This window comes from Arthrobacter sp. SD1074B, assembly GCF_056780195.1.
The window spans coordinates 2,059,482-2,083,399 of the sequence record NZ_JBRAZT010000001.1; the positions used below are offsets into that span (position 1 = coordinate 2,059,482).

The window sequence follows — 23,918 nt, forward strand, 5'->3', positions numbered from 1 at the left end:
CCATTGGGCAAACCGGCATCGCTGTCAGAAAGCACTGCGCCGCCGGAATCCCCCGGCGGCGCAGTGCTTGTCGTCGTCGACGCTTAGGCGCGGGCGTCCCTGATGGCACGGTTGACGGCCGAAATAACAGCCTTCAGCGAGGCCATGGACGTGTTGGCATCGATCCCGACGCCCCACAGCACCCGCTCGCCCACCGCGCATTCAACGTAGGCCGCGGCCTGGGCGCTGCCGCCCTCGGACAGGGCGTGCTCGCTGTAGTCCAGCACGCGGACGTCGACGCCGTCCTCCCGCAGGATGCTCAGCAGGGCCGCGATCGGGCCGTTGCCCACCCCCGTGCGGCGGAGCTGCTTGCCGTCCACCTTGAGAGCGGCGGTCAGCGTCATGGTGCCGTCCTCGTCCGACTCGGTGCTGACCGCGCCGAGCGCGTAGCGGCCCCACTGGGCTTCGGCCGCGGCGGAAGGCAGGTATTCGTCCTGGAACAGCTGCCACAGCTGGGCGCCGCTGACTTCGCCGCCCACCATGTCCGTGCGGCGCTGGATGACGCCGGAGAACTCGATCTGCGCGCGCCGCGGCAGATCCAGGTTGTGCTCGTTCTTGAGCAGGTAGGCGACGCCGCCCTTGCCGGACTGCGAGTTGACCCGGATGACGGCTTCGTAGCTGCGGCCGAGGTCCTTGGGGTCGACCGGCAGGTACGGGACCTGCCAGGCGTAGTCGGCCACGTCCTTGCCGGCGGCCGCGGCGTCCTTCTCCAGGGCTTCCAGGCCCTTCTTGATGGCGTCCTGGTGCGATCCGGAGAACGCGGTGAAAACGAGGTCGCCGCCGTAGGGTGAGCGCTCCGCGACGGGCAGCTGGTTGCAGTACTCGACCGTGCGGCGGACGTCGTCGATGTCGGAGAAGTCGATCATCGGGTCGATGCCCTGCACGAACATGTTCAGTCCCAGCGTGACCAGGTCGACGTTGCCGGTCCGTTCGCCGTTGCCGAACAGGCAGCCCTCGATCCGGTCGGCACCGGCCAGGTAGCCCAGCTCGGCCGCCGCGACGCCGGTGCCCCGGTCGTTGTGCGGGTGCAGGGAGAGGATGATGCCTTCGCGCGGGTGCAGGTGCCGGCTCATCCATTCGATCGAATCGGCGTACACATTGGGGGTGGCCATCTCCACCGTGGCCGGCAGGTTGATGATCACCTGGCGGTCGGCGGAGGCTTCGAAGACGTCGGCGACCGCGTTGCAGACACGCACCGCGTAGGCCAGCTCTGTGCCGGTGAAGGACTCCGGGGTGTACTCATAGGTAATGTGCGTGTCCTCGAGGGTTTCCTCGTACTTCTTGCACAGCCGGGCACCCTGCAGGGCGATGTCGAGGATGCCGTCCTCGTCCTGGTTGAATACGACGCGGCGCTGCAGGACCGACGTCGAATTGTAGAGATGGACGATGGCCTGCTTGGCGCCGACCAGGGACTCGTAGGTCCGCTCGATCAGGTGCTCGCGGGCCTGGGTCAGGACCTGGATCGTGACGTCGTCCGGAATGTGGTTGCCCTCGATCAGCTGGCGGACAAAGTCGAAGTCCGTCTGCGATGCCGAGGGGAAGCCGACTTCGATTTCCTTGTAGCCCATCCGGACCAGCAGGTCGAACATCTTCATCTTGCGGGCCGGGCTCATCGGGTCGATCAGGGCCTGGTTGCCGTCGCGCAGGTCGACCGCGCACCAGCGCGGGGCCTTGGTAATGACCTTGTCGGGCCAGGTGCGGTCCGGCAGTTCGACCGTGATCAGGTCCTGGAAGGGGACGTAGCGGTGGACCGGCATTCCTGAGGGCTGTTGTGCGTTTCGCATTACTATCGGGGCCTTTTCTGTGGTTCTTGGTGAAAGGGTGGCCGGGCAACACAAACTCCGCAGCGAGGTTTGGCCTTGCGCTAGATCGCGTCTGAGGCCCCGCCGCGGCAGCTAAGAAGAAGCAGTTCTGCGCGCACATTTTCACAGTAACACGGGTGCGTAAGATGAAGGAGCCATACCTCCGTAACGTCCACCATGCAGACGCTGAGCCGGTGCCAGGCCGGTCCGGCGTCGCAACTCGAAGGAGCATCAGTGCCGCTTTCCGGGATCGACCAGTCCACCATCGACGACGGCGTCCGCCCCCAGGACGACCTGTACCGGCATTTCAACGGCGGTTGGCTCAAGAAGACGGCCATTCCGGACGACCGGCCCCTGGAGGGCACGTTCACGGCTCTGCGCGACGGTTCGGAACTGGCGGTCAAGGAGATCATCCTGGAGGCGGCCGGCCGTGGCGAGGCCGCCAGCGGGATCGAACGCAAGATTGGCGACCTGTACAACAGCTTCATGGACGAGACCGCCGTGGAAGCCAAGGGTGCGGAGCCGATCCGTGGGCGGCTGGCCGAGGTGTTCGCCACCGGCTCGGTGGCCGATCTGGTCCGGCTGGCCGGGCGGCTGTTCCGCGCCGATGTCTCCGGGCTGTTCTACATCTACCCGGCGCCGGACGCGGGGAACCCGGACCGGATCCTGCTTTACACCGGCCAGGGCGGCCTCGGCCTGCCGGATGAGTCGTACTACCGCGAAGAGAAGTTCGCCCCGATGGTCCAGGCCTACCGTGAGCACGTCCGCACCATGTTCACCCTGGCCGGCGTCGCCGACGCGGAGGCAGCGGCGGGCCGCGTCGTGGAGCTGGAGACGTCGCTTGCCTCCCATCACTGGGACAAGGTCACGCTGCGCAATCCGCAGAAGACGTACAACCTGAAATCGGCAGAGGAAGTCTCGCAGCTGTTCCCGCTGCTGTCCACCTGGTTCGACGCCGCCGCGATCGCGCCGGAGAAACGCGCCGAACTCGTCGTCAGCACCCCTGATTTCTTTGCCGGCGCCGCGGCGCTGCTGGAGACGGTGCCACTGGCCACGTGGCAGGAATGGCTCGCCCTGCGGGTGGTCAGTGCGGCCGCGCCTTACCTGTCGGCCGCGTTTGTGGACGCCAACTTCGCTTTCTACGGCACCACGCTGAGCGGCACGCCGCGCAATCGGGACCGCTGGAAGCGCGGGGTCGCCGTCGTCGAGGCCGCCCTCGGGGAAGCGGTGGGGCAGATCTACGTGGCCCGGCACTTCCCGGAAAGCCACAAGGAGCACATGCGTTCGCTGGTCGGCAACCTGATCGAGGCGTACCGGGAATCCATCACCGGACTGGCCTGGATGGGCGAAGAGACCAAGCTGGAGGCCCTGAAGAAGCTGGATTCCTTCCGTGCCAAGATCGGCTACCCGGACAAGTGGATCGACTACGCGGCCGTCGTCATCGACGAGGCGGACCTGCTGGGGAACGTGGAGCGTGCGCACAGCGCAGACGTCGACCGGCACCTGGACGAGGTGGGCAAGCCCGTGGACCGGGAAAAGTGGCTCATGACGCCGCAGACTGTGAACGCCTACTACCATCCGCTGCTCAACGAGATCGTGTTCCCGGCCGCCATCCTGCAGCCCCCGTTCTTCACCGCCGACGCCGACGACGCGGTGAACTACGGCGGCATCGGCGCCGTGATCGGCCACGAGATCGGCCACGGCTTCGATGACCAGGGTTCGCAGTACGACGGCAGCGGCCTGCTCCGGAACTGGTGGACCGAGGCCGACCGGACCTCCTTCGAGGCCCTGACCTCAAAGCTGGTGGCCCAGTTCGACGCCCTCTCCCCGGCCGAAGCCGCCGGGCACCACGTCAACGGTAAGCTGACGCTCGGCGAAAACATCGGTGACCTCGGCGGACTGACCATTGCCTACAAGGCGTACCTGATCAGCCTTGGCGGGCAGCAGCCGCCGGTCCTTGACGGGCTCACCGGCGCCCAGCGCTTCTTCGCCTCCTGGGCAGCGAGCTGGCGGCAGGTGATCCGCAGCGAGGAGGCCATCCGCCGGCTCGCCACGGATCCGCACTCCCCCAACGAATTCCGGACCAACACCATCGCCAAGAACCTCGATGCATTCCACACGGCCTTCGGTACCGGGGAGCAGGACGGGATGTGGCTGGCGCCGGAGGAACGCGTCAGCATCTGGTAGCCAGTACCCGCGGAGGCTTAACGACGCGGGGGCGAGCCCTTGGGGCCGGCCCCCGCGTCTGTTCCGGTCCTCCTAGGGCACGACCAGCACCGGGTTCGCCTGCTGGCAGACGGTGTCGCCGGCAGTCTGGTTGACGATGTCAGGCGGCAGCGACACCGGAGCGTCGGCCTGCTTGGCACCGGATTTGAAGTCGCTGCCCACGTACACCTGGACGCCCGTGACTCCCGTCGCCGGAAGCACCTGCCTCGCCGGGATTCCCAGCAGTGCGGCGACGTCGGCCGCGACGTCGGCGGAATCCGCCCCGTAGTACACAGCGGTGGACACCACCGCCGCGGCGTCGAAGGCGCTTGTCTGGGTGAAGCCGCCGGCCTTGAGGGCGGTCAGGATTTCCTGGGAGCGAGCGGGGTTGCCCGAGCCGTTGGCCACGGCGACCGGCTGCAGGGACTTGTCGTAGGCAGGGGTGGCCGGTGCTGTGGTGGGCGTCGGCGTGGCACTGGCCGACGAGCCGGCGGTGGCGGACGGAGTGGCGGACGGTTTCGCGGTCGGGTCGGTCAGGTCGACGTCCTTGCGCAGCGCCGCGAACAGCTGTGAGGCTGCGGGTTCGGTCAGCTGAAGGCGGTTCACGTCGGACACGGCCGGTTCGGTCGGCGCGGCCACGAACGCCACCTTGCCGACGTCGATGTTCTTCAACCGGTTCCCGACGGTGAGCAGCGTCGGGACCGAGGCCAGGCCGTCGTCGATGGTCAGGTTCTTCGTGATGGCGTCCGCGATGCTAAGCATCCGCGCCGGGTTGGACAGGGTGCCGTCGTCTTTGATCTTGCGGACCAGCGACGACAGGAACCCCTGCTGCGCTTTGATCCGGCCCAGGTCACTGCCGTCACCGAAGGCGTGCCGCGTGCGGACGAAGGAGAGCGCCTGCTCACCCTTGACCTTGGAGGTGCCCTTGGGAAGCCGGAGGCCGGAGTCCGGGTCGAAGACCGCGTCACTGATGCAGACGTCGACGCCGCCGACGGCGTTGGAGAGTTCCTTGACGGCGTTGAAGTCCGCCATCATGAAGTGGTCGATCTCCAGGCCGGTGAGCTTGTTGACGGTGTCCACGGCACAGCCGATGCCTGCCTCGGACATCGCAGCGTTGATCATGACGCCGGCCTGCGCCGGGTACTGCTTGTTGGTTTTGGGATCCTTGCACTTGGGGATGTCGACCAGCAGGTCCCGCGGGAAGCTGATCACGCTGACACGCTTGTTGTCCGCGGAGATGTCCATCAGCATCATGACGTCGGAGTGCCCGTAGCCGGACGAGTCGTCCTTGCTGCCGTATTGGGAGTTCTTGCCGTCGCGCGTGTCGGTGCCCAGGATCAGGATCTGCATCCGACCGGTGGCGTCATCGGGCGCGCTTTCGGTCCGGCTGTTGCCCGCGCCGAGGGCCTGCGTGGTGATATTTCCCTGCAGCCGGATGACCCAATAGGCGCCGAAGGCGATTACCCCCACGAGCAGGACGGAGAGAATGATTGTGGTGGCTTTCAGCCACCCGGGGATCCGCCGGGCTGTGCCCAGGTGGCGGGCCGGACCGACGGAAGCGTCTTCCGCGTGCCGGGAGGCCGCGTTTGACCGAACCGGGGGGCCGGTTCCGTCTGCACGGTTGTCACGGGGTCGAACCACGGGTGGTGCCTTCCTTAGCGGGCGGGAGTTCCCTATTTTAGGGGCCGAAACTGGGAAAACCCCGACGGGCATGCCCGGGCGGGGCCGCCGGCTTCTTCGGCGGTCCGTCCCGGCGGGTCGCCGCCGCCGGCTCCTCCGGCCTAGAAGCCGAGTTTTACCAGCTGCTTCGGATCCCGCTGCCAGTCTTTCGCGACCTTGACGTGGAGGTCCAGGTAGATGCGGGCCCCCAGCAGCGCCTCGATGGCCTTGCGCGCCGTGGTGCCGACCTCGCGGAGCCGCGCGCCGCCCTTGCCGATGATGATGGCTTTTTGTGAGGGCCGTTCGACGTAGAGGTTGACCCGGACATCCAGGAACGGCCGGTCCTCGGGCCGGCCCTCGCGCGGGACGATCTCGTCGACCACCACGGCAAGGGAATGCGGAAGCTCATCGCGCACGCCTTCGAGGGCGGCCTCGCGGATGAGTTCGGCAATCATGACCGCTTCCGGCTCATCGGTCAGGTGGCCGTCCGGGTATAGCGGAGGCGACGGCGGCATGTGGCCGACCAGCACATCGGCGACCGTGCCGACCTGGAACCCGTCCGTGGCCGAGACGGGGACGATGTCTTTCCAGCCGTCCTCCCCCAGCACCTCGCGGCCCAGGGCGGCGACGGCGAGCAACTGCTCGGTCAGTGCCTGCCGGTCCACCGTGTCGGCCTTGGTCACAATCGCGATGACCGGTTTGTTCCCGATGGCGGCGAGCTGGGCTGCGATGAACTTGTCACCGGGGCCGATCTTCTCGTTGGCGGGCAGGCAGAAGCCGATCGCGTCGACCTCCGCGAGGGTGTCCGCGACGAGTTCGTTCAGGCGCTTGCCCAGCAGGGTCCGCGGCCGGTGCAGTCCCGGGGTGTCGACCATGATCAGCTGCGCGTCGTCGCGGTGCACGATGCCCCGGATCGTGTGGCGGGTGGTCTGCGGCTTGGCCGAGGTGATGGCGACCTTCTGGCCGACCAGGGCGTTGGTGAGGGTGGATTTTCCCGCATTGGGCCGTCCCACCAGCACCGCGAACCCGGCCCGGTAACCGCCGAAAGACGCTTCGCCATCGGACTTATTCTGCTTGCTCACGTGGAACTCCCTGTTGCGTTGGTTCGGCCTCGTCGAGTAGGCCTTCAAGGTCAGTTTCTTCCTTTGGAACTGCAGCCGCAATGATGTGGCTGACGCGGTTCCGTCGGCCTTCCAGCCGGTCGGCCCGGAGGCTGACGCCGTCGACGCTGACGGTGCTGCCGACGATCGGCACCCGCCCAAGCGCTTTGGCGAGCAGGCCGCCCACGGTGTCCACCTCGTCGTCGTCGAGCTCAAGGTCGAAGAGTTCGCCGAGGTCATCGATGCTCATCCGGGCACTGACCCGGTAGCTGCCGTCGCCCAGCTCCACGGCCTCGGCGGCCTCGGTGTCGTATTCGTCCACGATCTCGCCGACGAGTTCCTCGATCAGGTCCTCGAGAGTGACCAGCCCGGCGGTTCCGCCGTACTCGTCGATCACGATCGCCACGTGCGTGGATTCTTTCTGGAGTTCGCGGAGCAGCTCGCTAACGGGTTTGGAGTCGGGCACGTAGCGGACCTCGCGGGCCAGGTCGTCGACGACGGGAGGCTCCTCGCCGGGAGCCAGGTTGTGGAGCGCGGCGGCGGCGTCCTTGAGGTAGACGATGCCGAGGATTTGGTCCGTGTTCTCGCCGATGACCGGGATCCGGGAATACCCGGAGCGGAGGAACAGCGACATGGCGCGGTGCAGGCTGGAGCCGGAATCGATGCTCAGGATGTCTGTCCGGGGCACCATCACGGAACGGACCAGCGTGTCGCCGAAGTCGAACACGGACTGGATCAGCTCGGCCTCGTTGTCCTCGATCACGTCCGATTCGCTGGCGCGTTCGACGAGTTCGCGGAACTCCTCCTCGCTGAAGAAGGCCTCGTTGTCGGCGGGGGCGCCGGGGGCCACGGCGCTGCCGAGGGTGACCAGCCAGCCCGGTATCGGGCCGAGCACCCAGCAGAGCCAGCGGATCAGCGGGGCGGAGAAGCGGACCATGCTTGCGGAGTGCACACGGCCCAGCTGGCGCGGCGATACTCCGACGATCACGAAGCCCACGAGGGCCATGATGCCGGTGGCGACCAGCCCGGCGAGCCAGGCATTGTCCAGCAGGCTGTGCAGCAGCACGGTCACCGCGACCGCGGAGGCCATTTCGAACCAGATCCGCCAGAACCTCAGGGCGCGCATGTGGGCCACGGGCTGGGCCATGATCCGTTTCAGCGCCCCGCCGCGGCTCTGCAGGATCGCGTGTTCGGCGTCGTGCCGGGGCAGGTAGTTGAAGGCGGCCTCCGCCGCGGTGAGCACGGCGGCAAAACTGAGGAAGACCAGCGCCATGCCGGCGAGGATCAGTGGGGTCACTGAATCGTCTCTGCCGGGGCGTCCTTGCCGGTGAACCCGGACAGCAGCTCGCGTTGCAGCCCGAACATCTCTTCCTTCTCCTCCGGTTCCGCATGGTCGAAGCCGAGCAGGTGCAGGATGCCGTGCGTGGTCAGCAACAGCATCTCGTCCTGGGTGGAGTGTCCGGCGTTCTTAGCCTGCACCTCGGCCACTTGGGGGCAGATTGCGATGTCGCCCAGCATCCCCTGCGGGGTGGGCTTGTCCGGGGTGCCCGGGGTGAGTTCGTCCATCGGCACGGACAGCACGTCCGTGGACCCGGGCTCGTCCATCAGTTCGATGTGCAGCTTCTCCATGGCGGGTTCGTCGACCAGGAGGATGGACAGCTCCGCCTGCGGGTGGATGAAGAGCCGTTCGAAGACGAACCGGGCCAGCGCCACCAGCTCCGCTTCGTCCACCGTGACGCCGGACTCGTTGTTGACCTCGATACTCATGCGTGTTCTCCCCGGTTCTCCCGGGCGACGGAATGCTTGACCCGGTTCCTTTGTGCCTCGTCCCAGACGCTGTAGGCGTTGACGATGTCGCCCACCAGCCGGTGCCGGACGACGTCGGACGCGTCCAGCACGGAGAAGCTAACGTCTTCGATCCCCTTCAGGATGTCCTCGACGATCCGCAACCCGGAGCGGGTGCCGAACGGCAGGTCCACCTGGGTAACGTCCCCGGTAACGACCATCTTCGAGCCGAAGCCCAGCCGGGTGAGGAACATCTTCATCTGCTCTGGGGTGGTGTTCTGGGCCTCGTCCAGGATGATGAAAGCGTCGTTTAGCGTGCGCCCGCGCATGTAGGCCAACGGGGCGACCTCGATCGTGCCGGCGGCCATCAGCCGCGGGATCGACTCCGGGTCCATCATGTCGTGCAGGGCATCGTAGAGCGGGCGCAGGTAGGGATCGATCTTGTCGCTGAGGGTGCCGGGCAGGAACCCGAGCCGCTCCCCCGCCTCGACGGCCGGACGGGTCAGGATGATACGGCTGACTTCCTTTTGCTGCAGCGCCTGGACGGCCTTGGCCATGGCCAGGTAGGTCTTGCCGGTGCCGGCCGGTCCGATCCCGAAGATCACCGTGTTCGCGTCGATCGCGTCCACGTAGTTCTTCTGGTTCAGGGTCTTGGGCCGGATGGTCTTGCCACGGCTGGAGAGGATGTTGTGGGTCAGGACATCAACCGGGTTCTGCAGCGACTGGCTGCGCAACAGCGAGACGAGCTGCTGCAGCACGGCGGGAGTGATGACAGTGCCGCGCGCCACCAGGCCGCGGACCTCATTGAGCAGCCGCATAATCCTGGGGACGTCCGCGGCCGGACCGTTGATGGAAAGCTCATTGCCGCGGACGTGGAAGTCCACGTCGGGGAACTGGGTTTCGATGAAGCGCAAGGCTTCGTCATGGCTGCCCAGGGACTGCACCATCTGGTCGGAATTGTCGAACAGGACCAGCTCCGTCCGCAGGCCTGGGAGGGAGTGGGGGAATTCCCCTGCGGTGCGGTCGCCCGCGCTGATCCGGGCCTTGCCGTTGGCTGCTTCAGTCATGGTGTTGGCCCGTGGGCCTCTGGTCCCCTCCAGTTCGGAAATGGTCTCACCGCTCCGGCACGGGCCGACGGCCTTCCGGGCCGTCCGCGCCGGGCTGCAGCGGGTCCTTCCATCTTACGCCAGCGCGGCCCGACGACGGCGCGGCCCGCACGTCCGCCGCGTCATTAGGTATCAACTTCATATCGTCCTCATATCGTTCCCGTTGCAGTTCGGCGGACAGCCCCGGAATCCCGTCCGGAGCACGGGCGCCCTGTGTAATGCTGGATTCGGCCCTGCCGGGCCCGGAGTTCCCGACGACCGGGAGAGGCACCCGTCCGGCACGGCGAAGAGCCGCCGGAGCGCACCGGCGGCCACACGGCAGGTACACAGCGACGGACATACCAACGGGCACGGCGAAGGGATCAGGACCATCAGCCAGCGTGGACTGAACAGGACGGCCGCGGGCCGGCGCATGCGCCGCAGCGTGCTGCTCCTGGTGCTGCCCGCTGCCCTGGCCTTATCCGGCTGCGTGGCGACGCCCCAGCCGGGAGTCACCAATGCGGATACGCCGTCGCACACGGTCCCAGGTCCGGCCGCCGGCGTGGCCACCACCAGCGCCCCGCTTGAGTCCACGCAGGCTTCCAACAAGGCCCCGGTCTACTGGATCGGGCGCAGCAATGACAACGTTTTCCTCTACCGCGAGTTCCGGGACGTGTCCGAGGAGGACAACCCGATTACGCGGGCCCTGCGGGTGATGATGTCGCAAAAACCGCTGGACCCGGATTTCTTCACGCCCTGGCAGAACCCCAAAATGCTCGCCACCTCGATTTCCGGCAAGAACGTCATTACGGTGGATGTGTCCGCTGACGCGTTCAACAGCAACGTCGACGCCGACATGGCCGAACGCGCCATTCAGCAGCTTGTGTACACCGCCACAGCCGCCGGTGCCAGCGCCGGACTGACCGATACCGGCCAGCAGATCCAGGTGGTCATTCTCGTCGACGGGCACACCGACTACGTCGCCTTCAACCGGGTCCGGCTCGGTTCGCCAACCTCGCGCAGCGCCGGGATGGTGGCGCCGGTATGGATCATCGATCCGCAGGAAGGCACCGAGCTGGCGGACGGGACGGTCAAGATTTCAGGCCGCAGCACGGTCCCGGGCGGCAAGCTGCACTGGGAGCTCCAGCGGGTGGACGGCACCAGCAAGACGCCGTACCTGAACGGGGACATCGCCGCCTCCGCCGACGCCGACAAGTCCGGATTGTTCAACCTCGCGCTGAACCTCGGTCCGGGCAATTATGAGGTCCGGGTCTCCCAGGTCGACCCGGCCGGCAAGGCCAAGGACCTGAACGTCGATACCCGCGGATTCACCGTCCGCTGAGGCCGGCGGCTGCACCGGCCTGACGGCTGTTCACGCCCGGCGTCCCGGCGCCTGGCGGACCTGACCCGCGTATTTTACCAGCGTCTCAGGATGTCGCTGGCCAGCACGGTGGCGGCGGGCCCGGCGGTGGACGAGCGCAGCACGTGATGGCCCAGCAGGGCGGTGACCGCGCCGGCGCCGCAGAGCCGGGTCACCTCGCGCGGGCTGATGCCGCCCTCGGGTCCCACGATCAACAGCACCTCACGGGGGACGCCGTCGTGGGCGGTCTGCTGGTGCCAGGCTTCCAGCACCTGCCGCAGGGGCCGCACCGCGTCCTCGTGCAGGATCACGGCCAGGTCCGCCGCGGCCACGGCCGCCTGCAGTCCGTTGCCGTCGACGGCGGGGCGGACTTCCGGAATCCAGGCCCGGCGGGCCTGCTTCGCTGCCGCCGCCACCACGGACTGCCATTTGGCGTGCGCTTTCGCGGCGCGCTCGGGCTTCCACCGGACAATCGACCGCTCCGCCTGCCAAGGGACGACGGCGTCGATCCCCAGTTCCGTCGCGGTTTCGGCGGCCAGTTCGTCCCGGTCCCCCTTGGCCAACGCCTGCACCAGCACCAGCCGGACGTCGGGCCGCGGCTCGGTACTTACCTCACCGCACTGCACTGTCAGCTCCTGGGGCGCGACGGCGGACACGGTGCCGGTGATGCGCCTGCCGGCGCCGTCGGCTATGTCGACCGCCTCCCCCACCGCAAGCCGCTTCACTGTCACCGCGTGGCGCGCCTCGGCGCCTTCGAGGACGAACGTCGCCCCGGGGACCTGCTGGTCCAGGGAGCCTGCGGGGGCGAAGAAGACCGGGTTACTCACCGCTACAGGTTACCGAGCCGGTCCCGCAGCTTGGCGAAGACGCCGCCGCTGGCGGCAAGCTTCCCCTCGGTGAACTGCTCGCCGCGGAGTTTGGCGAGCTGCCGGAGCAGGTCCTCCTGGGCGGCGTCGAGCTTGGCCGGGGTGTCCACCTGCAGGTGGACCTTGAGGTCTCCGCGGCCGTAGCCGCGCAGGTGCGTCACACCCAGGCCGCGGAGGGTGATCACTTCGCCGGACTGCGTGCCGGCCTTGACGTCGATTTCCTGCTGCCCGTCGAAAGTGTCCAGGGTCAGTTCCGTGCCCAGCGCGGCGGCCGTCATCGGAATGTTCAGGCTCGCGTGCAGGTCGTCGCCTTCGCGCACGTAGGTGGCGTCGTTGTTGACCCGGATCTCGACGTAGAGGTCACCGGACGGGCCGCCGGCCGGGCCGGCCTCGCCCTGGCCGGAGAGCTGGATGCGGGTGCCGGTGGCTACGCCGGCCGGCACCTTTACGGTAAGCGTGCGGCGGCTGCGGATGCGGCCCTGGCCGGCGCATTCGTTGCACGGGTCCTTGATGACAGTGCCGAAACCCTCGCAGCTTCCGCAGGGGGCCGTGGTCATGACCTGGCCGAGGATCGAGCGGACGGCCCGCTGGACCTGCCCGCTGCCGCCGCAGATATCGCAGCGTTCCGGGTGGCTGCCGGGGCGGCAGCAGGAGCCCTCGCAGGTGGGGCAGGTGACGGCGGTGTCCACTTCAAGCTTCTTGTTGACGCCGAAGACGGCGTCGCGGAGGTCGATCCGGACGCTGATCAACGCGTCCTGGCCGCGGCGCACGCGGGAGGCGGGGCCGCCCTGGCCGCCGGCGCCGCCGAAGAAGGTCTCGAAGATGTCCTGGAAGGCGAAGCCCTGGCCGGCGTAGCCGCCGCCGAAGCCGTTGTCGGTGCCGTTCTCGTTGCCCGTGGTGTCGTAGACCCGGCGTTTCTGCGGGTCCGACAGCACTTCGTAGGCGTGCGTCACCGCCTTGAAGCGCTCGGAGGCGTCGTCCCCGGGGTTCACGTCCGGGTGCAGGCTCCGCGCAAGCTTGCGGTAGGCCTTCTTGATCTCTTCCCCCGTCGCTTCACGGGAGACTCCAAGAACGTCATAGTGGCTGCTCAAAGTGTGTATCTCTTCCTTTTTGTACTGCCAGTGGGGCACTGCCTTTAGTGGGCAAGAAGTCCGGTGCCGGATCCGGCCCGTCAGGGCCCGAGGATCCGCGAAAGGTAGCGGGCGACCGCACGGACGGCGGCCATGGTGGTCGGATAGTCCATCCGGGTGGGGCCGAGGACTCCGACCTTGGCCGTGGCGTCCGGGCCGTAACCGGTGGCCACCACGGAAGCTTCGGAAAGGCCGTCGTAGGGGTTCTCGCGGCCGATGCTGACGGTGACGCCGCGCGGGTCCTGCGCCATGTCGCTGAGCAGGCGCAACATCACCACCTGTTCCTCAAGGGCCTCCAGCACGGGGCCGATGCTCAGCGGAAAATCAACGTTGGACCGGGCCAGGTTCGCGGTGCCGGCCATGACCATCCGCTCCTCGCGGCTGCTCGCGGCCAGTGACTCCAGTCCCCGGGACAGTGCCTGGGCGGGACCGCGCCGCACCGGCGGGCAGTTGTCCACCACGGCCTGCAGCGACTGGGGCAGCAGGCTCAGCGGGGTGCCGGAGAGTTTGGCCAGGAAGAGGGTCCGGAGTTCGGCGAGGCCGTCGTCGCCGAGCTCCTGGCCGACGTCGATCACCCGTTGCTCCACCTTGCCGGTGTCCGCAATCAGCACCGTGAGCACCTTGCGGGGCGCCAGGAGCACGAATTCGATGTGCCGGACGCGGGCCCGGCTCAGGAGCGGGTACTGCACGACGGCGACCTGGTTGGTCAGCTGCGACAGCAGCCGCACGGTCCGGTCCAGGACGTCGTCGAGGTCTTCGGAGCCCTCCAGCAGCGCCTGGATGGCGCGGCGCTCGGCCGGGGACAGCGGCTTGACGGCCGAAATCTGGTCCACGAACAGGCGGTAGCCCTTGTCCGTGGGAATCCGGCCGGCGCTCGTGTGCGGCGCCGTGATCAGGCCCTCGTCTTCCAGTGCGGCCATGTCATTGCGGATCGTGGCGCTGGACACCCCCAGGTGGTGGCGCTCCACCAGGGCCTTGGATCCCACGGGCTCGCGGGAATGGACATAGTCCTCCACGATGGCGCGCAGTACTTCGAGTTTGCGTGGCTCGCTCACGCTCCACCTCCAATCAACCCGTATCGGTTTGCCGGCGCCGGCCGCGCGGAAAGACCCGCCCCGGAAAACCCGCGGTTAGCACTCGACATGCCTAAGTGCTAACCAGTCTAATATGAGTCGCGCCGTTGTTAGCATTGGATTCGCTGCGGGCGTGACCCCCGGGACGGGTGTTTCCGGGCACACCACGGCCCGCGCCGCCGTTCCTCGCCCGAAATTCCCGAGTGCAAAGCAGTGTGTAGCAGATGTCGTACCAGAATTGGGGCCCGCAGGACCTTTCCGCCCCCGCCAAGGCCCAGCTGCCCGAAATCCCGGTGGAACGGGGAATGGTGCTCGAGGAGGTGCAGTCCGGCTGGGTCGGCGCCGTGACCCGGGTCGAGAAGTCCGGCGGCATGCACGTGGTGGCCCTTGAGGACCGGCGCGGCAAGTCACGCTCGTTCCGCCTCGGCTTCGGGTTCCTGCTCGAAGGCCGGCCGATCAGGCTGATGCCGCCCGCCCCGCGGGCTCCCGCGGCGGGCACCGCAGCGGGCACCCGCACCGCGTCCGGTTCCGTCCGGGTGGCAGGACAGCGTGCCCAGGTAGCGAAGGCCAGCCGGATCTGGGTGGAAGGCAAGCACGACGCCGAACTCGTCGAAAAGGTCTGGGGTGACGACCTCCGCGTGGAAGGCATCGTCGTCGAACCGCTGCACGGCATCGACGACCTTGCCGCCGCCGTCAAGGAGTTCCGGCCCGGCCCGGGCCGCCGGCTCGGCGTGCTGGTGGACCACCTGGTGCCCGACTCGAAGGAATCCCGGATCGCCGACGCCGTGATGGCCACCCCGGGCGCGGCCGGCAACGTGCTGATCGTGGGGCACCCCTACGTGGACGTCTGGCAGGCCATCCGCCCGGCCGTGCTGGGCATTGAGCGGTGGCCGGTGATTCCCCGCGGCGTGGATTGGAAAACCGGTATCCTGACGGCCTTCGGCTGGCCGCACAGCACCAAGGAGGACATCGGCCTGGGCTGGCAGAAACTCCTCGGCGCGGTCCGCAGCTATGCGGACCTGGAGCCCTCCCTGCTGGGCCGCGTGGAAGAAGTCATCGACTTCCTCACGGTGCCGTAGCCGTTCCCCCTGCCACGTTTGGCGGTCCGAGCAAGTATTCTTGAAGTGGCGGCCGCTGCTTATTGTTGCGGCCGTGGCTCGTATAGGTACCAACGCTCCACCGCAATCCAAAGGACGAAACGTGGCAGAAGACGCACGCGAACACACGGACCACCAGGCCGGCCATGACCAGCCCCAGTACCATGGCGTTCCTGCAAATGCTCTGCCGCTGACGGCGAGCGAGGACCGGCAGTGGGCCACGCTGGCGCATTTTGGCGGCATCCTGGGCTGCATTCCATCCCTGCTGATCTACCTGATCTTCAAGGACCGCGGTCCGTTCACCGCGCAGGAATCCAAGGAAGCCCTGAACTTCACGCTGCCGCCCACCATTGCCGCGGTCCTCGCGAACCTGCTGGTCTTTGTCCCGGTGGTGGGCAACCTGTTCGCGGTGCTGGCCACTGCCATCTGGATTGCCCTCGCGTGCTTTTCGGTGGCCGCCGGCATCCACGTCAACCGCGGTCAGCCGCACCGTTACGACTACAATCTCCGCTGGATCAAGTAGCCCGAACGGACACTTAAGGCCCGCGCGAACGGACACTTAGGGCCACCGTGCCTAGTCCGGCAGGATCCGTCGGACCACCGCGTCAGCGAGCAGCCGGCCTTTCAGCGTGAGGACCAGCTGGCCCTTGAATGCTGCCGCCGGGTCCACGAGCCCGTCCGCAATCAGCCCGGCCACCGCGTGGCGGCCGGTATCCCCGAGCCCGCCCAGGCTGGCGATCGACAGGCCCGTAGCAAGCCGGGCCTCAAGCATCACGCGCTCAACGTTGCGGGTGTCGGCGTCGAGCGTCTCCCGGCCGGCGGCGGGCGAGGCGCCGGATGCCAGGCGGCCCGCATAGGCGGTGGGATGCTTGACGTTCCACCAGCGGACCCCGCCCACGTGCGAATGCGCACCCGGGCCTATCCCCCACCAGTCGTCCCCGCGCCAGTAGGCCAGGTTGTGCCGGCAGGCCTGTTCCGGGGTGCGGGCCCAGTTGCTGACCTCGTACCAGCCCAGGCCCGCCGCGGCGATCAGCTCGTCGGCCAGTTCATACTTGGCGGCATGGTCGTCGTCGTCGATCCCCGGCACTTCGCCGCGGCGGATCTGGGCGGCAAGCTTGGTGCCGTCTTCGACGATCAGCGCGTAGGCGCTGATGTGGTCCGGGCCGTAGGACAACGCGGTTTCCAGCGAGAACCGCCAGTCCTCCATCGACTCCCCCGGGGTGCCGTAGATCAGGTCCAGGCTGACGGCCAGGCCTGCCTGGCGCGCCCACTGCACCGCCTGCGGCACCCGGCTGGGCGTGTGGGTGCGGTCGAGGACCTTGAGCACGTGCGGGACGGCCGACTGCATACCGAAGGAGACCCGGGTGAACCCGGCATCGGCCAGCAGCTGCAGGGATTCGGGCGTGACCGAGTCCGGGTTGGCTTCCGTGGTGACCTCGGCTCCGGGCTCCAGTCCCCAGGTCCCGATCGCGGCGCTGAGGATGCGGGCCAGGTCGCCGGCCGGGAGGAGCGTGGGCGTCCCGCCGCCGAAGAACACCGTGCTGAGCCGGCGCTCCGGCAGGCCGGACGCCGCCAGCGCCCGGCCGGCGAAGTCCACTTCCGCGACGGCGGTGCCGGCGTACGCGTCCTGCGAGGCGCCGCCGCCGAGTTCAGTGGCGGTATAGGTGTTGAAGTCGCAGTAGCCGCAGCGCACCGCGCAGAACGGGATGTGCACGTAGAGCCCGAAGGCCCGGTCTGCGGCGCCCTCCAGCGCCTGGCCGGGCAGGAGCCCGTCCGACGGCGCCGGGTCGCCCAGGGGAAGCACGCTGGGCATGGTTACTTCTTGGCCTTGTCCTTGGACTCTTCCGTGGTGAGGGCAGCGATGAAGGCTTCCTGCGGGACCTCGACGCGGCCCACCATCTTCATGCGCTTCTTGCCCTCTTTCTGCTTCTCCAGCAGTTTGCGCTTACGGGTGATGTCACCGCCGTAGCATTTGGCGAGGACGTCCTTGCGGATCGCGCGGATGCTTTCGCGGGCGATGATCCGGGATCCGATGGCGGCCTGGATGGGCACCTCGAACTGCTGGCGCGGGATGAGTTCGCGCAGCTTGCCGGTCATCATCACCCCGTAGGCGTAGGCCTTGTCGCGGTGGGTGATGGCGCTGAACGCGTCCACTTGTTCGCCCTGCAGCATGATGTCGACCTTGACGAGGTCGGCGACCTGGTCGCCGTCGGCCTTCCAGTCCAGCGAACCGTAGCCGCGGGTCCTGGACTTGAGGATGTCGAAGAAGTCGAAGACGATCTCGGCCAGCGGCAGCCGGTACCGGATTTCCACCCGGTCCTCGGAGAGGTAGTCCATACCGCCCATGACGCCTCGCCGGCTCTGGCAGAGCTCCATGATGGCCCCGACGAACTCGTTGGGGGCCAGGATGGTGGCGGAGACCATCGGTTCGCGGACCTCCGCGACCTTGCCGGTGGGGTATTCGCTGGGGTTGGTGACGTGGACGACCTTCTTGTCCTCGAGCGTCACCTCGTACTCAACGTTCGGGGCGGTGGAGATCAGGTCCAGGTTGTATTCGCGTTCCAGCCGCTCGCGGGTGATTTCCAGGTGCAGCAGCCCGAGGAAGCCGACGCGGAAGCCGAAGCCCAGCGCGGCCGACGTCTCCGGCTCGTAAACCAGCGCGGCGTCGTTGAGCATCAGTTTCTCCAGCGCGTCGCGCAGCACCGGGTAATCGGTGCCATCCAGCGGATACAGGCCGGAGAAGACCATCGGCTTGGCGTCGGCGTAGCCGGGCAGGGAGTCGGTCGCGGGCTTGGCCAGGTTGGTGACGGTGTCGCCGACCTTGGACTGGCGGACGTCCTTCACGCCGGTGATCAGGTAGCCGACCTCGCCGACGCCCAAGCCCTTGGAGGGGGTGGGTTCCGGGGAGCTGACGCCGATCTCAAGCAGTTCGTGGGTGGCGCGGGTGGACATCATCTGGATGCGTTCGCGCGGGTGCAGCATGCCGTCGACGACGCGGACATAGGTGACGACGCCGCGGTAGGTGTCGTAGACCGAGTCGAAGATCATGGCGCGGGCGGGGGCGTCCGGGTCGCCGACCGGGGCGGGCAGGTCGCGGACGATTTTGTCCAGCAGGACTTCGACGCCGGCGCCGGTCTTGCCGGAGACGCGCAGCACCTCGTCGGGGTCGCCGCCGATTAGGTTCGCCAGTTCTTCGGCGTACTTCTCCGGCTGGGCCGCCGGGAGGTCGATCTTGTTCAGGACCGGGATGATCGTGAGGTTGTTCTCCATTGCCAGGTACAGGTTGGCAAGCGTTTGCGCCTCAATGCCCTGGGCGGCATCCACCAGCAGCACGGCGCCTTCGCAGGCGGCGAGGGACCGGGAGACTTCATAGGTGAAGTCGACGTGGCCGGGAGTGTCGATCATGTTCAGCGCGTAGCTGGTGCCGTCGAGCTCCCACGGCATCCGGACAGCCTGGGACTTGATGGTGATGCCGCGTTCGCGCTCAATGTCCATCCGGTCCAGGTACTGGGCCTTCATATCGCGGGACTGGACGACTCCGGTGTACTGGAGCATCCGGTCGGCCAGCGTGGACTTGCCGTGGTCAATATGCGCAATGATGCAGAAGTTCCGGATGAGGGCCGGATCTGTTGCGGCAGGCACCGGGGCGGTGCGGGCCATGGGAGACACGCAGGGTCCTTACTCTTGGCAATACGTGGGGACTGTACTGGCGGGCCGTACAGCTGGGCTGTTCCACCGACGGGCGCAGCCGGCGTTCAGCCTGACTGCGGCACGCCGCTTTTCTCGTTCCTAATAGTCTCCCACGTCCGGGAGGGTGGCTCTGCATTAGCGCATACGCCGGCGGTACCGGAGGGCACCGCCGGCCCGGGGCACCGCCCTTCACCGCTGCCGGCCGGCCGCCGGCAGGTCAGCGTCCGCCTGCACGGGGCGGCCGGTAGGGTTTCCCCATGGCCCTGAATCTTCGTTCCCTCGGCAACGCCCTCCGTGGCACCCTGCGCTTCCTGGACCGGCTCGGCGGCGGCGCACCGCCCGCCACCCGCGGTCCTGCCGGCAACGCCCCGGGCAGGGCCCCGGGCAGAGTTCCCGCCAGGCAGCCGGCCGGCGTTCCCGGCGGCCTCACCGGCACGTACCCGGGCGACTTCCAGGGAACCGCCAAAGTGCTGTACAGCCCCAGCCCCAACGGCCGGCCCGAACCGGGTGAGATTGTCTGGACCTGGGTGCCGTTCGAAGAGGACCACACCCGGGGCAAGGACCGCCCGGTGCTGCTCGTGGGGAGCCGCGGCCGCTACTTGCTGGGGCTGATGCTCACCAGCAAGGACCATGACGGCGACGGGCGCCGCGCGGACGACTACGTCGACATCGGCACCGGGCCCTGGGACCGGCAGTGGCGTCCCAGTGAGGCCCGGCTGGACCGGATCCTGCAGATCAACCCCCGGGACGTCCGCCGCGAGGGCGCGATCCTCGACCCCGGACGCTTCCGGGACATTTCCTCGGCGCTGCGGGCCCGCCGCGGCTGGTCTTGAGACCGCGAAACCGGGGCGGGGACGACGACGGCGCCGCGGCGAACCGCGCAGGGCGCCGGAATCACCACCGGCTGCGCGTCTCTGCTATTATTGACAGCTGTGTGTCCGTGCAGGTCGACGGCCACAGATGGTTGGTCGCCATAGGTATCCCCACGCCGCTCAGTCAATGGCCAATCTGAAAGCCCTCTAGACCATTTTCCGCATTGAAAAAGAGAGTTCACACGTGGCTAATATCAAGTCCCAGAAGAAGCGCATCCTGACCAACGAAAAGGCTCGCCTGCGCAACAACGCAGTCAAGTCCGAGCTGAAGACGGCCATCCGCGCTGTCAACACCGCCGTTGAGTCCACCGACAAGGATGCCGCTGCTGCTGCACTGGTTGCTGCCAGCCGGAAGCTCGACAAGGCTGTCAGCAAGGGTGTTCTTCACAAGAACAACGCTGCAAACCGCAAGTCCGCGATCTCCAAGAAGGTCAACGCACTCTAAGGTTTTCCAGTTCAACTGAACTGATGATTGTGGCCGGTACCCCTGGGTGCCGGCCACAGCCAGTTAACGGGCTCTTCGCGCCTCGTGGTCATTGACCTGCTGAAGGGTTCACCTTGCGACCACCGGCGCGCAGACGCACAGGTCAAGGGCGCACCCGAAAGCGCAGGTGAAGCACCCGGTTGCCCTGGATCGCTACGTCAGGATCCTCCATCAGGTGCTGCGCGTGGACCGGCCCGAAGTAGCGCTTGCCGGATCCGAAAACGACGGGTACGACGTCCATGCGGACCTCGTCGACCAGGCCGGCGGCAAGCACCTGGCCACCGACGTCGCCAGCAGCGACCTCGACCAGGCGGTCACCCGCAAGCTCCTGCGCCTTGGCCATGGCAGCCTCGACGCCGTCGACAAAGTGGAACGGCGCCCCGGGGTCCCAGCCCCCGGGCTCCGGCCGGTGCGTCACGACGACCACGTGGTCAACCCCGCCCGGAGGCTTCCCGTCCCAGCCGTCCGTGAGGTCAAAGACGTGCCGGCCGACGACACTTGCCCCGATCTGGTCCCAATACGGGCGGGTGTAGTCGTAGGACGTCTGCGACACCTTCAACTCGCCGCTCTCGTCCAATGGCACGTCACCGTTGGTCAACCAGTCGAACAGTGGTCCGGGTCGGTCGTTCTCGTCCGCGATGAAGCCGTCCAACGATACCGAACCGTACATGACTACCTTGCCCATGGGGCCCTCCTCTGCTTTGGGGTGCCCCCAGATTAGCGGCGGACTGCGCCCGCAATCACCGTGACGGCATGCTCGACGGCGTAGACCGGGTCGCGGGAAAGCCCCTTGACCTGCGCGTCGGCCTCGGCCGTGACCTGGATGGACCGGACCAGGCCTTCCGGCGTCCAGCGCCGGACATCGCGCTGGGCCTGTTCCACGAGCCACGGCTGCATGCCCAGTTGCTTGGCGATCTGCGCCGACGAACCCTGCGCTCCTGCCACCTTGGCCAGGGAGCGAAGCTTCGCGGCGAGGGCCGCCACGATCGGTACGGGGTCGGCGCCCGTGTCCAGCGCGTGGCGGAGGGTGGAGAGGGCCAGCGGCGCGTTGCCGGCCATGGCCGCGTCGGCGACCTTGAAGGCCGTGGCCTCCACCCTGCCGCCGTAGTAGCGGTCCACCATCTCCGAATCCACCGCCGTCGTGGCGTCAGCGATCAGCTGGCTGCAGGCGGCCGCGAGTTCGGCCAGGTTGGCACCCACCGCGTTGACCAGGGCGTGGACTGCCTCGGGTTCAATCCGCCGGGACGCGGCCTTGAACTCGGTCGCGACAAAGGCCACCTTGTCCGCGTCCTTCTTCAGCGGCTGGCAGTCAACCACCGGCCAGCCGCCCGCCTTGATGGCATCGAGGAGTTTCTTGCCCCGCACTCCCCCGCCGTGGCGCAGCACCAGGACCGCGTCCGGCTCGGGCTGGGCCAGGTATTTCAGGGCGTCGGCAAGGAAGGCGTCATTCATCGCCTCGAGGCCCTCCACCTCGATCAGCTTCTGCTCGCCGAAGAGGGACGGGCTGACGTTCATGGCCAGCGTGCCGGGTTCGTAGCTGCCGGCGTTAAGCCGCGTGACTTCGACGTCGGGGGCGGCGGTACGGACCTGTGAGCGGATCCGGTCCATGGCCCGGGACCCAAGGTAGTCCTCCGGCCCGCCGACCAGCACCACCGGCGCCGGCGTCACGTCGCGCCAGGTGGCGGTGTTCGTCGCCGTGGTCCTGGGGCGTGGGGTCTGGGCAGCAGCCACTCGTGGTTCCTCCGGGAAGTTGGTTTGCAGACTCTAAGCCTGCCACGGCGGGGTCGGTCCACCAAGCCACTTGGGGCGGGCCGGTGCCGGGCACGGCTGCCGCAGGGCGGAAGGGCTTTTCGGTCGAGGATTTCTGTGAGGAACAGCATGGTCCGTTGCTGCATTTTCATCCCCTGCCGGCAGGCCGCGGCGGGGTGGGTGGCGAGCCAGACGCCCGCCAGGGCCAGCCCGGACAGCAGGGCCATCGTTCCCGCGCCGAAGGCGCCCTCCGGCCAGGGCAACGCCGCCCCCGGGAGGGCCGCGAAGTAGCGGGCGATTGCCGCCACGCCGGCGGAGAAGATGCCTGCAATCGTGACCGGCAGTGCGGCCAGGACAGGCACCACCGGCACGAGCGGCACGGCAGCCGTCCCGAGGACCGTAACCGGCGGCACCAGCGCGGCGGCCGCCAGGTTGGCGGGCAGCGCGTAACTGGAGAACTGCGGCTGGAGCAGCACGATCACGGGACCGCAGAACAGCTGGGCGGACAGCGGCACCGCGACGCCGGCCGCCGCCCAGCGCGGCACAACCGCGGGCAGCCAGCCCATCACCGGCCTGCCCGCTACGACAATGCCGAGCGTGGCGAGGACGGAGAGCACAAACCCGAAGTCGGTGGCCAGCGCGGGGTCTGCCAACAGCAGGCCGGTCGAGGCCACACACAGCAGGCTGAGTCCGCGGCCGGCTCGGCCCAACGCAAGCGCCCACAACCCCACCGTCCCCATCAGCGCGGCCCGCAGCACGCTGGCGCCGGGGCCGACCATCAGGACGAAGAGGCCCAGCCCGGCGAATGCGAAGGAGGCGGCCACCGGGCGGGGAAACCGCAGGCCGCGGGCCGCCAGCAGCAGGACCCCGAGGACCAGGCTGCAATTGGCTCCGCTTACGGCCGTCAGGTGGGTCATTCCGACGGTATTCATGGCGGCGGCAAGCTGGGGGTCCAGCGCCCCGGTGTCTCCGGTGACCATTCCGGGCAGGAGGCCGCGCGCGTCGCCGGACAACCCGGCGGCGGCCGTACGGAAGCCTGCCCGCAGCGCTGCCGGGCCGCGTTCCCAGCCGCTGGCGGTTCCCAGCCGGTCCGGGGCGGAGGAAGCCGAGAATATTCCGGCTTCTGCTTCGCCTGCTCCGGCCGGCTTCAGGCGGCCCGTGACGCGCACCCGCTGGCCCGGCTGGGCCTGTTCCCAGTCGCCCCCGCCCATGACGAGCACCTTCGCGCCGGCGTCCACCCTGATGCCGTCGTAGACGGCAACGCGGAGGGTGGCCGGCACCGCCCAACGGTCGGAAAGACCCGAACGGCCCGGCGCGGCGAGCCGCCGCGGGTCGCCGGATACCTCCAGCACCGCCACCACGGAAGCACGGTTGGCGACGGCCCGTGCCAGCGCGCCGTCGTTCCGCTGTGCGGACGCGACCGCGGAATGAGCGCCGGCAGCGCACGAGAGCAGCAGTGCGAGGGCCGCTGTGGCGCGGAAGCTTCGGGGTGCAGCTGAGCTGCCGCGGCGCGGCGGACTCAGCAACAGGGAGCCCGCTGCTGCCGCCAGTCCGGCGCACAGGCCGGCAAGCGCGGCAGGGTCCAGCCAAGCGCCGGCCGCGGCAGTCGCCCACACCAACAGCGCGGCGGGCACGAGCCGGACGTCGTACCGGCGGTGCCGTTCCGGCGGGCCGGAGGGGTCGGCGGCCGGCGGCGCGCCGGCCCGGCGGCGGTGCAGGGCTTCCCGGACACCGTGGTCCAGCGCGGCCAGGGCGGTTCGGGCGGGTCCACCTGGCCGGGGCGCCGAAGGTGCCGGTGACCCCGCGTAGGCCGGGGACGGCGCCTGTCCCGCAGCCGGAGAAACGGGATCCCGGCTTCGGGCGATGGTGTCAGCGGCGGCGTCCCGGAAATCCTGCCAGCGCGGCTGCTGTCCGGTGGGCAC

Annotated in this window: 20 protein-coding genes; 6 read left to right on the plus strand and 14 right to left on the minus strand. The window is 68.3% G+C overall.

Annotation, left to right across the window (positions count from 1 at the left end):
* Nucleotides 1-83 precede the first annotated feature (83 nt).
* Nucleotides 84-1,823 carry a 2-isopropylmalate synthase gene (gene leuA, locus ACUYM2_RS09530; protein WP_481599842.1) on the minus strand — a complete coding sequence of 580 codons (1,740 nt, stop codon included), beginning with the start codon at nt 1,821-1,823 and terminating at the stop codon, nt 84-86.
* Nucleotides 1,824-2,075: 252 nt separating this feature from the next.
* On the opposite strand from leuA, the gene ACUYM2_RS09535 reads away from it, so the two are divergent.
* Complete coding sequence (locus ACUYM2_RS09535; RefSeq protein ID WP_481599843.1) at nt 2,076-4,028, plus strand: M13 family metallopeptidase; 1,953 nt, start codon at nt 2,076-2,078, stop codon at nt 4,026-4,028.
* Between the two features lie 72 nt (nt 4,029-4,100).
* On the opposite strand, the gene ACUYM2_RS09540 is transcribed toward ACUYM2_RS09535, so the two are convergent.
* The 5 genes from ACUYM2_RS09540 to ACUYM2_RS09560 form a co-directional block, all read right to left on the minus strand.
* Nucleotides 4,101-5,687 (minus strand): LCP family protein, encoded by a 1,587-nt coding sequence (locus ACUYM2_RS09540; protein WP_481599844.1) that lies wholly within the window; start codon nt 5,685-5,687, stop codon nt 4,101-4,103.
* A gap of 140 nt (nt 5,688-5,827) precedes the next feature.
* Entirely contained in the window at nt 5,828-6,787 is a 960-nt protein-coding gene (gene era / locus ACUYM2_RS09545) for a GTPase Era (protein ID WP_481599845.1), read from the minus strand.
* Complete coding sequence (locus tag ACUYM2_RS09550) at nt 6,771-8,102, minus strand: hemolysin family protein (protein ID WP_481599846.1); 1,332 nt, start codon at nt 8,100-8,102, stop codon at nt 6,771-6,773. The genes era and ACUYM2_RS09550 overlap by 17 nt, the downstream gene beginning before the upstream one ends.
* Nucleotides 8,099-8,572, minus strand: coding sequence for an rRNA maturation RNase YbeY (gene ybeY, locus ACUYM2_RS09555; RefSeq protein WP_175321062.1), 474 nt, complete (start codon nt 8,570-8,572; stop codon nt 8,099-8,101). Before ybeY ends, ACUYM2_RS09550 begins: the two co-directional genes overlap by 4 nt.
* Nucleotides 8,569-9,657 (minus strand): PhoH family protein, encoded by a 1,089-nt coding sequence (locus tag ACUYM2_RS09560; RefSeq protein WP_481599847.1) that lies wholly within the window; start codon nt 9,655-9,657, stop codon nt 8,569-8,571. The genes ybeY and ACUYM2_RS09560 overlap by 4 nt, the downstream gene beginning before the upstream one ends.
* Nucleotides 9,658-10,108: 451 nt before the next feature.
* Between ACUYM2_RS09560 and ACUYM2_RS09565 the strand changes: the two genes are divergently transcribed.
* Entirely contained in the window at nt 10,109-11,017 is a 909-nt protein-coding gene (locus tag ACUYM2_RS09565) for a GerMN domain-containing protein (protein ID WP_481599848.1), read from the plus strand.
* Between the two features lie 74 nt (nt 11,018-11,091).
* Here the strand turns inward: ACUYM2_RS09565 and ACUYM2_RS09570 are convergent, their stop codons facing one another.
* From ACUYM2_RS09570 to hrcA, 3 genes are all read right to left on the minus strand, one after another.
* Nucleotides 11,092-11,862 carry a 16S rRNA (uracil(1498)-N(3))-methyltransferase gene (locus tag ACUYM2_RS09570; RefSeq protein ID WP_481599849.1) on the minus strand — a complete coding sequence of 257 codons (771 nt, stop codon included), beginning with the start codon at nt 11,860-11,862 and terminating at the stop codon, nt 11,092-11,094.
* A gap of 2 nt (nt 11,863-11,864) precedes the next feature.
* On the minus strand, nt 11,865-12,992 hold the full coding sequence (gene dnaJ / locus ACUYM2_RS09575) for a molecular chaperone DnaJ (protein WP_481599850.1): 1,128 nt from the start codon (nt 12,990-12,992) through the stop codon (nt 11,865-11,867).
* 80 nt (nt 12,993-13,072) lie between these two features.
* Complete coding sequence (gene hrcA / locus ACUYM2_RS09580; protein WP_481599851.1) at nt 13,073-14,086, minus strand: heat-inducible transcriptional repressor HrcA; 1,014 nt, start codon at nt 14,084-14,086, stop codon at nt 13,073-13,075.
* Between the two features lie 242 nt (nt 14,087-14,328).
* Between hrcA and ACUYM2_RS09585 the strand changes: the two genes are divergently transcribed.
* Entirely contained in the window at nt 14,329-15,183 is an 855-nt protein-coding gene (locus ACUYM2_RS09585) for a DUF3097 domain-containing protein (protein WP_481599852.1), read from the plus strand.
* Nucleotides 15,184-15,304: 121 nt separating this feature from the next.
* Nucleotides 15,305-15,724 carry a DUF4870 domain-containing protein gene (locus ACUYM2_RS09590; protein WP_481599853.1) on the plus strand — a complete coding sequence of 140 codons (420 nt, stop codon included), beginning with the start codon at nt 15,305-15,307 and terminating at the stop codon, nt 15,722-15,724.
* Nucleotides 15,725-15,775: 51 nt separating this feature from the next.
* Here the strand turns inward: ACUYM2_RS09590 and hemW are convergent, their stop codons facing one another.
* The gene (hemW, locus tag ACUYM2_RS09595) at nt 15,776-17,014 is read right to left on the minus strand and encodes a radical SAM family heme chaperone HemW (protein ID WP_481599854.1); all 1,239 of its coding nucleotides are present in this window, start codon (nt 17,012-17,014) and stop codon (nt 15,776-15,778) included.
* Nucleotides 17,015-17,016: 2 nt separating this feature from the next.
* Nucleotides 17,017-18,870 carry a translation elongation factor 4 gene (lepA, locus tag ACUYM2_RS09600; protein ID WP_481599855.1) on the minus strand — a complete coding sequence of 618 codons (1,854 nt, stop codon included), beginning with the start codon at nt 18,868-18,870 and terminating at the stop codon, nt 17,017-17,019.
* A gap of 278 nt (nt 18,871-19,148) precedes the next feature.
* Here lepA and ACUYM2_RS09605 point away from each other — a divergent pair, with 278 nt between their 5' ends.
* Together ACUYM2_RS09605 and rpsT are read left to right on the plus strand one after the other, a co-directional pair.
* The gene (locus ACUYM2_RS09605) at nt 19,149-19,724 is read left to right on the plus strand and encodes a type II toxin-antitoxin system PemK/MazF family toxin (protein WP_481599856.1); all 576 of its coding nucleotides are present in this window, start codon (nt 19,149-19,151) and stop codon (nt 19,722-19,724) included.
* A gap of 223 nt (nt 19,725-19,947) precedes the next feature.
* Nucleotides 19,948-20,208 (plus strand): 30S ribosomal protein S20, encoded by a 261-nt coding sequence (gene rpsT, locus ACUYM2_RS09610; protein WP_011692086.1) that lies wholly within the window; start codon nt 19,948-19,950, stop codon nt 20,206-20,208.
* Nucleotides 20,209-20,350: 142 nt separating this feature from the next.
* Here the strand turns inward: rpsT and ACUYM2_RS09615 are convergent, their stop codons facing one another.
* The 3 genes from ACUYM2_RS09615 to ACUYM2_RS09625 are packed head-to-tail and all read right to left on the minus strand — an operon-like array spanning nt 20,351 to nt 23,918.
* A complete protein-coding gene (locus tag ACUYM2_RS09615) occupies nt 20,351-20,932 on the minus strand; it encodes a dihydrofolate reductase family protein (RefSeq protein WP_481599857.1) in 582 nt (193 codons plus the stop codon).
* 32 nt (nt 20,933-20,964) lie between these two features.
* Nucleotides 20,965-21,978: a DNA polymerase III subunit delta gene (gene holA / locus ACUYM2_RS09620; protein ID WP_481599858.1), complete on the minus strand. Its 1,014-nt coding sequence runs from the start codon at nt 21,976-21,978 to the stop codon at nt 20,965-20,967.
* Nucleotides 21,912-23,918, minus strand: coding sequence for a ComEC/Rec2 family competence protein (locus ACUYM2_RS09625; RefSeq protein WP_481599859.1), 2,007 nt, complete (start codon nt 23,916-23,918; stop codon nt 21,912-21,914). Before ACUYM2_RS09625 ends, holA begins: the two co-directional genes overlap by 67 nt.